At 58.5% G+C, this 12,150-nt stretch carries 14 protein-coding genes; 13 read left to right on the top strand and 1 reads right to left on the bottom strand.

The features are described 5' to 3' along the window. Nucleotides 1-138: 138 nt before the first annotated feature. Nucleotides 139-1,770, bottom strand: a complete 1,632-nt coding sequence (locus tag A7P95_RS10285) for a CTP synthase (RefSeq protein WP_067594974.1) — start codon at nucleotides 1,768-1,770, stop codon at nucleotides 139-141. Between the two features lie 6 nt (nucleotides 1,771-1,776). Between A7P95_RS10285 and A7P95_RS12375 the strand changes: the two genes are divergently transcribed. From A7P95_RS12375 to A7P95_RS10225, 13 genes are all read left to right on the top strand, one after another. After that, nucleotides 1,777-1,911: a hypothetical protein gene (locus tag A7P95_RS12375; protein ID WP_281179425.1), complete on the top strand. Its 135-nt coding sequence runs from the start codon at nucleotides 1,777-1,779 to the stop codon at nucleotides 1,909-1,911. An 81-nt stretch (nucleotides 1,912-1,992) separates the two neighbouring features. Next, entirely contained in the window at nucleotides 1,993-2,610 is a 618-nt protein-coding gene (gene gmk / locus A7P95_RS10280) for a guanylate kinase (RefSeq protein WP_067594971.1), read from the top strand. A gap of 81 nt (nucleotides 2,611-2,691) precedes the next feature. Continuing rightward, nucleotides 2,692-2,898 carry a DNA-directed RNA polymerase subunit omega gene (gene rpoZ / locus A7P95_RS10275; protein ID WP_067594968.1) on the top strand — a complete coding sequence of 69 codons (207 nt, stop codon included), beginning with the start codon at nucleotides 2,692-2,694 and terminating at the stop codon, nucleotides 2,896-2,898. A 12-nt stretch (nucleotides 2,899-2,910) separates the two neighbouring features. Beyond that, complete coding sequence (locus A7P95_RS10270) at nucleotides 2,911-5,442, top strand: RelA/SpoT family protein (protein WP_245636602.1); 2,532 nt, start codon at nucleotides 2,911-2,913, stop codon at nucleotides 5,440-5,442. A gap of 439 nt (nucleotides 5,443-5,881) precedes the next feature. Continuing rightward, a complete protein-coding gene (locus A7P95_RS10265) occupies nucleotides 5,882-6,865 on the top strand; it encodes a pseudouridine synthase (protein WP_067594965.1) in 984 nt (327 codons plus the stop codon). A gap of 242 nt (nucleotides 6,866-7,107) precedes the next feature. Further along, the gene (recO, locus tag A7P95_RS10260) at nucleotides 7,108-7,848 is read left to right on the top strand and encodes a DNA repair protein RecO (RefSeq protein ID WP_067594962.1); all 741 of its coding nucleotides are present in this window, start codon (nucleotides 7,108-7,110) and stop codon (nucleotides 7,846-7,848) included. 175 nt (nucleotides 7,849-8,023) lie between these two features. Next, on the top strand, nucleotides 8,024-8,755 hold the full coding sequence (gene pdxJ / locus A7P95_RS10255) for a pyridoxine 5'-phosphate synthase (protein ID WP_067594955.1): 732 nt from the start codon (nucleotides 8,024-8,026) through the stop codon (nucleotides 8,753-8,755). 177 nt (nucleotides 8,756-8,932) lie between these two features. Beyond that, nucleotides 8,933-9,352, top strand: coding sequence for a type IV pilin protein (locus A7P95_RS10250; protein WP_225748368.1), 420 nt, complete (start codon nucleotides 8,933-8,935; stop codon nucleotides 9,350-9,352). Between the two features lie 69 nt (nucleotides 9,353-9,421). Continuing rightward, nucleotides 9,422-9,892, top strand: coding sequence for a type IV pilin protein (locus tag A7P95_RS10245; RefSeq protein WP_067594953.1), 471 nt, complete (start codon nucleotides 9,422-9,424; stop codon nucleotides 9,890-9,892). 70 nt (nucleotides 9,893-9,962) lie between these two features. Next, nucleotides 9,963-10,283 carry a hypothetical protein gene (locus A7P95_RS10240; RefSeq protein WP_067594950.1) on the top strand — a complete coding sequence of 107 codons (321 nt, stop codon included), beginning with the start codon at nucleotides 9,963-9,965 and terminating at the stop codon, nucleotides 10,281-10,283. 52 nt (nucleotides 10,284-10,335) lie between these two features. Further along, a complete protein-coding gene (locus A7P95_RS10235) occupies nucleotides 10,336-11,112 on the top strand; it encodes an exodeoxyribonuclease III (RefSeq protein WP_067595254.1) in 777 nt (258 codons plus the stop codon). 233 nt (nucleotides 11,113-11,345) lie between these two features. Continuing rightward, on the top strand, nucleotides 11,346-11,702 hold the full coding sequence (locus tag A7P95_RS10230) for a hypothetical protein (protein WP_067594948.1): 357 nt from the start codon (nucleotides 11,346-11,348) through the stop codon (nucleotides 11,700-11,702). 4 nt (nucleotides 11,703-11,706) lie between these two features. Beyond that, complete coding sequence (locus tag A7P95_RS10225) at nucleotides 11,707-12,144, top strand: protein YgfX (protein WP_067594945.1); 438 nt, start codon at nucleotides 11,707-11,709, stop codon at nucleotides 12,142-12,144. Nucleotides 12,145-12,150 lie beyond the last annotated feature (6 nt).

Here is a 12,150-nt window from a genome sequence, read left to right as displayed (position 1 = left end):
AGCCGGGCAATATCGGCCAGAGCTTGCTGGAAGCAGCGTATCAGTTCTTGCTCGGTCATGAGTTTCGTTCCTTTCTAGTGTATTAAGCAAAAGGCTACCTGAAAATTTCAGGTAGCCTTTATTCAATCGCACACGCGCCTATTCCTTATGCTGCAAGGCCGCTTTGATAAACGAAGTAAACAGCGGATGCCCTTTGCGCGGGGTGGACGTGAATTCCGGGTGGAACTGGCTGGCAAAAAACCACGGATGTTCGCCCTGCGGCAGCTCGATGGTTTCCACCAAGCGTTCGCGACCGCTGGATACGCCGCTCACCACCAGGCCGGCCTGCTCCAGCGCGGGCACGAAATGGTTGTTCACTTCGTAGCGGTGGCGGTGGCGCTCTTTAATGCGGGTGCTGCCATACACGGCGGCGGCGAGGCTGTCGGGCACGAGTTCCACTTCCTGCGCACCCAGGCGCATGGTGCCGCCCAAATCGGCGTGTTCGTCGCGTTTTTCCACCGCGCCGTCGGCGGTTTGCCATTCGTCGATCAGCGCCACCACAGGATAGGGCGTTTTCAAGTCGAACTCAGTGGAATTGGCGTTTTCCATGCCGGCCATGTGGCGGGCAAATTCAATCAGCGCAATCTGCATGCCGAGGCAGATGCCCAAATAAGGCACTTTGTTTTCGCGGGCATAGCGGGCGGCGGCAATCTTGCCTTCCACGCCGCGCGTGCCGAAGCCGCCGGGCACAAGGATGGCATCAAAGCCTTTGAGGCCGGCGGTGCCTTCCTGCTCGATGGTTTCACTGTCGATATAGGTGATGCGCACTTCGGTTTCGGTGTGGATGCCGGCGTGTTTCAGCGCTTCGCTGAGCGATTTGTAGGATTCGGTGAGATCCACATATTTGCCCACCATGGCGATATTGGCTTTGTGCTGCGGGTTTTTGATGGCGCGGACGATTTTCTTCCATTCCGTCAAATCCGCCTGCTTCACGTTCAGTTGCAGCTGCTCGCAGATAATCGTGTCGATGCCTTGGTTGTAGAGCATTTCGGGGCATTCGTAGATGCTTTCCACGTCGTAGCTGCCCACGATGGCGCGCTCTTCCACGTTGCAAAACAGGGCGATTTTGCGGCGTTCGTCGTCGGGCAGCTCCCTATCCATGCGGCAAATCAGGATGTCGGGCTGCAGGCCGATGCTGAGCATTTCCTTCACGGTGTGCTGCGTAGGCTTGGTTTTGATTTCGCCCGCTGCGGCGATGTAGGGCACATAGCTCAAATGGGCAAACAGCGTGTTGGCGCGGCCGAGCTGGCTGCGCATCTGGCGGATGGCTTCCAAAAACGGCAGCGATTCGATGTCGCCCACCGTGCCGCCGATTTCCACAATCGCCACGTCGTAGCCCGCCGCGCCTTCGTGAATACGGCGTTTGATTTCGTCGGTGATGTGCGGGATCACCTGCACCGTGCCACCCAAATAATCGCCGCGACGCTCCTTGGCAATCACGTTTTCATACACCTGCCCGGCGCTGAAGCTGTTGGCGCGGGTGAGCGTGGCGTCGATAAAGCGCTCGTAGTGGCCGAGGTCGAGGTCGGTTTCCGCGCCGTCTTCGGTTACAAACACTTCGCCGTGCTGGAAGGGGCTCATCGTGCCCGGATCCACGTTGATATAGGGATCGAGCTTGAGCATGGTTACCTTCAGCCCGCGCGATTCGAGGATGGCCGCAATAGAAGCGGCGGCGATACCTTTACCCAATGAAGATACCACGCCGCCGGTTACGAAAATAAATTTAGTCATGATGCAATGCCCGTTTTGGAAAGCGCGATTTTACCCCGTTTCCCGCAAAAGCAAAAGCGCGGGGGCGGCTGGTTTTCAGGTAGCCCCAAGCCCGCGCAGGCCAAGTTGAGGCTACCTGAAAACCAGCCGCGGGCAGATTGAAAAGCCCTATCGGCCGCCCTTTCAAAGGCCTGAACCCTATGCGATAATACGCCCAAACTCCACACCAAAACATTTCACACCATGCAAGGCAACATTTTCGTCATCTCCGCCGCCTCCGGCACCGGCAAAACCACGCTGATTTCCCGGCTGCTCCAGCATCATGCCGACATCCGTGTGTCCGTGTCGCACACCACCCGCGCCCCGCGCCGCGGCGAGGAAAACGGCAAACACTACCACTTTGTGAGCGTGCCCGAATTCGAGCGCATGATAGAAGAAAGCCAATTCGTGGAATACGCCCAAGTGTACGGCAACTACTACGGCACCAGCACCCAAAGCCTAGAAAGCCTCACCCGCCAAGGGGTAGATGTCATCCTCGAAATCGACACCCAAGGCGCCGAGCAAATCCGCCGCCAGCTGCCGCAGGCGCACAGCATCTTCATCGCCCCGCCCTCGCTGCAAACCCTGGAGCAACGCCTGCGCCAGCGCGCCGCCGACGCCCCCGAAGTCATCGCCCGGCGGCTGGCCGAAGCCCGCAGCGAAATCGAGCAGGCCGCCCTGTTCGACTACCTCGTGGTCAACGACGACCTCGTGGCCGCCGAAAACGCCCTGCTGCACATCATCAAATCCCAGCGCTTCCGCCGCGAAAACCAAGAGCCCTTTGTGCACCAACTGCTCGCTGGCAGCAGCGAAAACGCCTGATATTTTTCAGGTAGCCCCATCTGCCAAAAGGCTACCTGAAACCCTTTATCCCTTTTCACCAACACATATAAGGAACACACCATGGCACGCATTACCGTAGAAGACTGCATCGGCCGCATCCCCAACCACTTCAACCTCACCCTGGCCGCCGCCTACCGCGCCCGCCAGCTCGCCAACGGCTCCATGCCCCTGGTAGACGACATCCGCAACAACAAGCCCACCGTCACCGCCCTGCGCGAAATCGCCGCCGGCCAAATCGGCGAAGAAATCCTCTCGCGCAACAAGTAATCCCGAGCCATCATGATTGCCGCGAGCATCGGTTACAACCCCTCCATCGCCGCCCTGCGGGAAACCCTGTTTGCCCAAACAGGCTACCTGAAAAAAATGGAACGCTGGGCGCTCTTGGAAGCCGCCTGCGCCTACGTTTACCAAACCGCCGAGCAGCAGGGGCACACCGACAAACTCGCCCGCGCCTTCGATCTCGCCACCGCCCTGGCCGAAGAAAAACAACGCGTGCACGCCCTGTGCGCCGTGCTGATTCAAACCGCCATGGAAGACCTCGGCACCCAGGCCGACATCGGGCTGCTCCAGCCCCAATTCGGCGACGTGTGCACCGAAATCATCCACCACCACATCCACACCGCCGGCAGCGAAGGCCGCGAAGCCCAGCTCAACCGCTGCCGCCGGCAAATCAACGAAGTTTACCACCTCATCATCGAGCGCAGCCGCCAAGCCCTGCTGCGCGCCGCAGGCTACCTGAAAACCGAAGACCAAGCCCTGCTCAACCGCGCCTGCGATTTCGGCATCCGCGCCCACCAAAACCAATTCCGCAACAGCGGCGTGCCCTACATCACCCACCCCATGGCCGTGGCCCAGCAGCTCGCCGAATGGCACATCGACGCCCAAGGCCTCTGCGCCGGCGTGCTGCACGACGTGCTCGAAGACACCGGCACCAGCAAAGAAGAGCTTGCCGCCGAATTCGGCCAAGCCATCGCCGACATGGTAGACGGCCTCTCCAAGCTCGAAAAGCTCGAATACGACAGCCAGGCCGAACACCAGGCCGAAAGCTTCCGCAAGCTCATCATGGCGATGACCAAAGACATCCGCGTCATCATCGTCAAACTTTCCGACCGCCTGCACAACATGCGCACGCTCGATGCCAAAAAGCCCGACAGCCGCCGCCGTATCGCCCGCGAAACGCTGGAAATCTACGCCCAGCTCGCCAACCGCATTGGCCTGAACCACGCCTACCGCGAACTGCAAGACCTCTCCTTCAAATACCTGCTGCCCAACCGCTACACCGTACTCGAGCGCGCCCGCGAAGCCAGCCGCCGCAACCGCCGCGACGTGGTGGGCAAAGTGCTGAGCGCCTTCAGCCAGCGCCTGGTGAGCGCCAACATCGAAGCCAAAATCCGCGGCAAAGAGAAAAACCTCTACAGCATCTACAAGAAAATGCAGGATAAAAAACTGCATTTCTCCGAAGTGATGGACATCTACGGCTTCCGCGTAATTGTGAACAACATCCCCGCCTGCTACGCCGCCCTCGGTGCGCTGCACAGCCTCTACAAGCCCAAGCCCGGCCACATCAAAGACTACATCGCCATCCCCAAGGCCAACGGCTACCAAAGCCTGCACACCACCCTCGTCGGCCCCTTCGGCCTGCCGATAGAAGTGCAAATCCGCACCCGCGAGATGGACAAAGTGGCCGAAGAAGGCGTGGCCAGCCACCTGCTCTACAAAAACGCCGAAAACGACCCCGCCGCCCAGCGCACCCACCAATGGCTGCAAAACATCCTCGACTTCCAAGCCCAGGGGGACAACGCCATCGAATTCCTCGAGCATGTTAAAGTCGATTTGTTCCCGCGCGAAGTGTATGTGTTCACCCCCAAAGGCAAAATCCTCGTGCTGCCCGAAGGCGCCACCCCCGTGGATTTCGCCTACGCCGTGCACACCGATATCGGCCACCGCTGCATCGCCGCCCGCGTGAACAACACCATGGTGCCCCTGCGCACCCGCCTGCGCACCGGCGACAGCGTGGAAATCATCACCTCCAACATCGCCCGCCCCAACCCCGCTTGGCTCAACTTCGTCATTTCCGGCCGCGCCCGCAGCGCCATCCGCAACAAGCTCAAACACATCGACCGCGGCGACGCCGTGCGCCTCGGCGAGCAGCTCCTCCAGCGCGCCCTCACCGGCCTGCTTCCGCAAGATTTGCTCCTCTCCGAAGACCTCAAACAAAGCTACCTCGACGACCTCAGCCGCAAAAACACCAGCTTCGAAGACATCCTCTACGACGTGGGCATGGGCAGGCTCGCCCCCGTATCCGTGGCCATGCACATCGCCGAGCTCGCCGGCAAACAGCCCAACAGCAGCAGCGTGAAAATCGCCCCCATCAGCGTGGGCAGCAGCGACAGCGGCCGCATCCAGCTCGCCCCCTGCTGCCGCCCCATCCCCGGCGACAGCATCAAAGCCCTCCTGGTGAAAGACCACGGCCTCATCATCCACCGCGACACCTGCCCCAACACCCTCAAAGCCCCGCCCGAGCAGCAGCTCGACGCCAACTGGGAAGGCATCGAACAGAAAAAACACTACCCCACCAGCATCACCGTATCCGCCAAACGCGCCCACGGCCTGCTCGCCGCCATGGCCCAAGCCGTATCCGGCCACGGCGCCGACATCGAATCCGTTGACACCCTCAGCTCAGCCAAAGAAAACGGCGACGGCTTCATCGAATTCCGCTTCGACCTCCAAGTGGCCGACCACACCCAACTGCGCCAAATCATCCACGCCCTCTACACCATCCCCCAAGTGCGCAAAGTGCAGCGCCACTAAACCATGCAAACGGCCGCACAGATTTTCAGATAGCCTCCCCCGGCAGCAGGCTACCTGAAAACGATGTTTCCGAAGGGAGTGGAATTTCTGCGAAACTAAAAATAACAGGCAGCTTCAGGGTGGCTGAAACTTCAGCGCCAACCGAATCGTGCGTTTGTAGAGTAATCCGCAAAAACGCCAATCTACGGCACATTGTGCCGCAAACGTAAACTGCCCTTTGCCGCTGCCGAGAAACGCCGTTTCCATTGTCTATCGGCTTGCCGCTTGAGCCGCACAAAAATTCCGCTATGGTTTTGCCGAAATATGGTTTGGGCGAAAGTCGCGTTGCTGATTTTTACTCCGTGTAAGTTCACATTTTCAGGTAGCCTTTTTCACAGAAACCCTGCCGCCCCGTGCCGCAGAAGAACCGTCGATCAATATCACGAGTTAGGATAACCCGATGAAAAAACAAAACTCTTCCAGCAAGCCTGGCCTACGCCGCGCCGATGAAAAATTTTCAGGTAGCCCCAAGCGACAGGCGCGCGACAAAGCGGGCAACGCACCCTCTGCGCCGAAAACGCGTGTGGCGCGGGCGAAAAAGCTGGCCGTGCGCCCAGCTAACCAGAAAGTGCAGAGCCGCGTGCGCCAGCTTCAGGAGCAGCGTTCAGATTTGAGCGGCATCGAGCCGGTGCGCCTGCAAAAGGCGTTGGCCGCTTCCGGCGTGGGCTCGCGCCGCGAGATGGAGGAGTGGATTCAAAACGGCTGGGTTTCGGTAAACGGCAAGCCGGCGCAGCTGGGCGACAAGGTGCAGCCGGATGACCAAGTGCTGGTGAAAGGCAGCGTGGTGAAGCTGAAATGGCCGGATAGGTTGCCGCGTATCATCTTGTATTACAAGCAGGAAGGCGAAATCGTATCGCGCGACGACCCGCAAGGGCGCGTGAGCATTTTCGACCGCCTGCCGCAGGCGGCGAGCAGCCGCTGGGTGGCCATCGGGCGCTTGGACATCAACACCAGCGGCCTGCTGATCCTCACCACTTCCGGCGAGCTGGCCAACCGTTTCGCCCACCCGAGCTTCGAGGTGGAGCGCGAATATGCAGTGCGCGTGTTGGGCGAGCTGGAAATCGAGCAGATGCGCCAGCTCACCGGCGAAGGCGTGATGCTGGAAGACGGCCTGGCGCAGGTGGAGCGCATCCACAGCCAGGGCGGGGAGGGCGCGAACAAATGGTATAATGTGGTGCTCAAAGAGGGGCGCAACCGCGAAGTGCGCCGTATTTTCGAGCACTTCGGCCTCACCGTGAGCCGCCTGGTGCGCACCGGCTTCGGGCCGATTGCTTTGCCTAACCGTTTGAAACGCGGGCAGTTTTATGAGCTGAACGCAGCGGAAGTAGCCTCGGTGATGAAGTGGGTGGATATGCCGCTGCCGGGCGAGGGCCGCCGCAGATAAAGCCCAGCCAAACCGGCTTCAGGCTACCTGAAAACCGGCCAAATCGTTTGCAGGCAAACCGCTACCGCCATTTTCAACGCCCATAAAGGCTACCTGAAAACGTGAGCTTCAACGGAGTTAAAAATGAGCGGGGCGCATTCGCTAAAACGATACCTTGGCGCGGCTAAGGCCAAGCGCCCGCGAAGCGAAAAATGCCGGCCGAACGCACAGGCCGGCTTCTATTCATCCTTTTGATACCCCACATGAAACAGCTCAACCGCATCGATTCCCAGCCGGCCTTCCTGCTGTCGGCCACGCCGTGGCGCGAAACCAGCCTGCTGGCGGAGCTCTACAGCCGCGACTACGGGCGGGTGACGGTGGTGGCGCGCAGCGCGCGCAAGCGGCAGAGCGAGCTGCGCGGCGTGCTGGTGCCGTTTGTGCCGGTGCAGGTAGCCTGGTATGGGCGGGAAGAGCTGAAAACGCTGCACCGCGCCGAATGGCTGGGTGGCTGGCCGCAGCCGCAGGGCAAGGCGCTGCTCAGCGGGCTGTATGTGAACGAGCTGGTGCAGAAGCTCACCGCGCGCGAAGACCCGCAGCCCGCGCTGTATGAGGCTTTGCGCCAAGTTATGCGCGCCTTGTGCAGCGAGCCGAACCATGCCGCCGCGTTGCGCCGCTTCGAATGGGCGCTGCTCACGCTGTCCGGCTATGCGCCCGATTTGCGGCACGACAGCGATGGCAGGCCGGTGGAGGCCGCACGGCAATACTGGCTGCGCCCCGAACACGCCGTGCTGCCGCTGGAACAGCGCCGCGCCTTGCCTGCGCACGAAATCCAGAGCGGCGTGGCGGCGTGCGGCGAAGTGCTGATGCAGCTGGATAGCGGTGAATTTGCCGATGCCGCCGCCTTGCAGCAGGCGCGGCAGATTACCCGCCTGCTGCTGGATTCCCGCCTGCCGGAGGGGATTAAATCGCGCCAGGTGTTGCAGCAGATACAGGCTTTCAGGTAGCCTTGGGATTTGTAAGTGACTCCAAGTAGTTGGTGTAATTGAGAGCGATTTGATTGAATTGTATAGTGTCGGCAATGTTTTGTAAGAAGTAATGATGGATGGCACGCATGTTGCTTATATAATTTAAGCGTGTGTCATTTATGATGCCGACTAGGTATTCAGGAAAGGACGGAATATGCTTTTAGGCGTAAATATCGACCACGTTGCCACGGTGCGCAATGCACGCGGCACGATTTACCCCAGCCCGCTGGAAGCGGCGTTGGTGGCGGAAACCCACGGTGCCGATTTGATTACTCTGCACTTGCGTGAAGACCGCCGTCACATCAAAGATGTAGATGTATTTGCCATCAAACAAGCCATCCGTACGCGGATGAATTTGGAAATGGCGCTTACCGAAGAAATGTTGGAAAACGCCTTGCAGGTGCAGCCGGAAGATGTGTGCATCGTGCCGGAAAAACGGCAGGAAGTGACCACCGAAGGCGGCTTGGATGTGTTGGCGCAGCAGCAGAAGGTGGCAGAGTTTACGCAGAAGCTGAATGCAGCTGGTATCCGCGTGTCGTTGTTTATTGATGCCGACGAGCAGCAAATCCGCGCGGCACGTGATGTTGGTGCGCAAGCCATTGAGCTGCACACCGGTGCCTATGCCGATGCGGTTTCGCATACGGTGCGGCAAAGTGAGTTGCTGCGGTTGGAAGAAGCGGCATACTTCGCTTCGGAACTGGGCTTGGTGGTAAACGCCGGTCACGGCTTAACGATTCACAATGTGGCACCGGTGGCGCGTATTCTGCCGATTCGCGAGTTGAATATCGGCCATGCGCTGATTGCACAGGCGCTGTTTTTGGGTTTGCCGGCTGCAATACGCCAGATGAAGGAAGAGATTTACCGGGCGAGAAGCCAGCCGGATTAGGATTTAAAGGGAGCGGCTACCTGAAAAGTAGGGAAAGATGCTTACGGGCGGTTTGGGTTTCGTAAAGCTCCTGCTTTCAGGTAGCCTGTTTAATTGCAGTTTGAAAAATAGTGGGTTACACCATAAAAATAAAAGTATTGGTGCTTGCTGGGGTGTAAAGACGTTGAAGGGAAAATAATGAATAAATCAAAAGTGCAGGGCTTTACTCTGATGGAGCTGATGATGATTGTGGTCATTATTGGTATTTTGGCAACGCTTGCCTTCCCCAGCTATGACTCTTTCATCCGAAAAGCGCGCATGGAGGAAGCAAAAGCGCGCATCATGGATAAGGCTCGGAGTATGGAGCGTTTGTATTCTAAAGCCAGAACGCTGAATGATACTACCGCAGGTAATCAGGCTTCAGCACCGGTGAGCACAGATTTTTTTGATATCACGTTTGCCCCGGGTTCGCCAAAAGCGGATAGCTACGAAATCATCGCCAGGCCAAATGCTAGAAATTCTCGTGAAACCAAAGGGATCTATTACAACAGCATCGGTATTTTAAACCGGTGCAATATTGATAGCGACGGCAACACGAGCAACTGCGAGCAATACTGATAACAAGCTATTCCCTTTCTCCCCAAAGCCGTTTATACTGCCGCTTCATTATTTATAAGGAGCAGCAAGATGAGCGGCTTATCTGTTCGCACACAGCGCGGGTTCACCTTAATCGAGCTGCTGGTGATCATTTCGATTGTGGCGGTTTTGGCGGTGATTGCCTATCCTTCCTACCAATCTTTTATGCGCAAATCGCGTTTGGAAGAAGCGAATGCTGCTTTGTTGGAAAACAGCCGGGCAATGGAACGCTTTTATACGCGAAACCGCACTTTCAAAGCCAATTCCACCTCTTGGCCGGCTATCCCGGTTACCCAAACCGCCCATTTCTGCATCAAATTCCAAGGCAATGCGCGCGGCGTGCTGGGCGATAAATATACGATTAAAGCCGTGGCTTTCGATGTGAACAAAGAACCTCGCGTATTGCTGATTAACCAAGACCAAACTGTGCGCCTTTGCGAAAGCAGCAGCAGCCGTTGCGATAATAAAACCGTCTTCCCCGGCGGAAACAATATCGATAAAAACTGCGAATTGCTGCATTGAATAAAATCCCATATTTCCAACCAAATCTTCAACCGAATTTCCCTACCTTTTTCAGGTAGTCTTCTCCTTCATGGATATCTCCGTTTTACTGCAACAAAAAATCCGCAATGCCGATTACATCCGCCTGATTCAATCCAATAGCGCCCGGTTCAGCCGCGCCGAGACCGGCCTGCTGGCCGAAATTTTGCTCGGCTACGAATTCGACGTGGTGCAGCAGCAGGCGCTGGCGCAGGCCGTGTTGCAGCAATCCCGCTTCGATCCCGACGCTTTCCACCAAGAGTTTGACGATGAAGACGTAACCGGCATCTGCCCGCACTGCATCAACCCGCCCATGCCGCCCCTGCGTGATTATCTGGTGTGGCGGCAAACCTTGGCCAAGCAGGCTACCTGAAAACCGTTTTTCAGGTAGCCTTTTCCCCCTCATCCACCCATCATTTGGAACCATCATGCGCATTATTTCCGCCAACGTAAACGGCATCCGATCCGCCTATAAAAAAGGTTTTCACGACTACCTCGCCCAGAGCGGCGCCGACATCGTGTGCGTGCAGGAGCTCAAAGCCCAAGAAGCCGATTTGGACAACAGCATGCAAGCCCCGCACGGCATGCGCGGCGTCTGGCACTGCGCCGAAAAACGCGGCTATTCCGGCGTGGCGCTCTACAGCAAACGAGAGCCCGACCGCGTGCAAACCGGCATGGGCATTGCCGAATTCGATGCCGAAGGCCGCTTTGTGCAGGCCGATTTCGGCAACTTATCCGTGATTTCGCTCTACCTGCCCTCCGGCAGCAGCTCAGACGAACGCCAACAAGTGAAATTCCGCTTTCTCGATGCCTTCTACCCCATGCTGCGCGATCTGCAAGCCCAAGGCCGCGATATCGTCATCTGCGGCGACTGGAACATCGCCCACCAAAACATCGACTTGAAAAACTGGAAAGGCAATTTGAAAAACTCCGGCTTCCTGCCCGAAGAGCGCGAGTGGATCAGCAAAGTGATTGCCGAGCTCGGCTGGGTGGACATCTGGCGCACGCTCTATCCCGAAGCGCCCGGCTACACCTGGTGGAGCCAGCGCGGCCAGGCCTACGCCAAAGACGTGGGCTGGCGCATCGACTACCAAATGGCCACCCCCGCCCTGGCCGGGCGCGCCCAAGCCGCCCACGTGTATAAGCAGGAAAAATTTTCCGACCATGCCCCGCTGGTGGTGGATTACGATTATCCGCTGTAAACTATAGCGGATTCACACACTTTCGATACAAGGCGAGCCAACGCCGTATCGAAAGTTAGGTTAATCCGCTATCGCCGCAATTTTCAGGTAGCCTGCGCTGGCAAACAGGCTACCTGAAAATCCGATTGGCCAAGCCGCTTGCTTATTCCGCAGCGCAAATTTTTCAGGTAGCCTGCGGCACTTCCGCCCAAAGGCTGGCTGAAACCATCCCAATTCACACCCAAGGAACCCCCATGTATTTCGTAGACCGCAGCGCCGTGGTGGTGAAGCCCACTGAAGCCTTCCTCACCTGGCTCAAAAGCACCGGCGACGACCTGCCCGACCTCACCCTTTCCCAAATCCGCAGCAATTGCAGCGTGTATCTGATTGAGCAAACCGACACGCCCGAAGAGAGCGCCGGCCTCTTTGGCGAGCATTGGCGCAACATCCTCAGCGGCGAAATCGCCTCCTGGGAAGTGCCACAGGAGCAGTGGCCGGAGCTCACGCCCGAGCTGTTTGCCCGCTTCTTCGACCTCGAATTTCACGACATGGTGCTGGATTTGGACGACGACGACATCCGCGTCAGCCCCGTTGTGGACAATATGATGTGATGCCGTGCAGCCTTTTCAGGTAGCCTTCAAGCCCTCGCGGCTGCGGCGCATCGTGCACGCGGCGGCGTGGCTGTGGCTGGCCGCCATCTGGCTGCTGTATTTCGCCGGCTGGCCGCGCTGGCTCGGCCTTGCGCTCACCGCCTTCGCCGCCTGGCACGCCCTGCGCCGGCCGCTGCGGATTACCCGATTGGCGGTGGACAGCGGCGGCGGGGCGGTGCTGTTTTTGCAACCGCAGCAGATTGCCGTGGCCGCCACCCTGCGCGGCGGCGTGGTGCTGCCGTGGCTGCAAATCCTGCATTGGCACACCGATAGCGGGCGGCGGCTCCACCAGGCCGTGTGGCCGGATTCCGCCGATGCCGAAGGCCTGCGCCGCCTGCGCGTGTGGGCGCGGTGGGGGCAGGCGCGGAGGAAGCAAACCAAGCAGGCGGATATGCAGGATTGACACAAA

Origin of the sequence: Eikenella longinqua, from assembly GCF_001648355.1 — a bacterium.
GTDB classification, from domain to species: Bacteria; Pseudomonadota; Gammaproteobacteria; order Burkholderiales; family Neisseriaceae; genus Eikenella; species Eikenella longinqua.
Note: the sequence above shows the minus strand (reverse complement) of the source record. Positions and strands in the feature narration are given on the sequence as shown.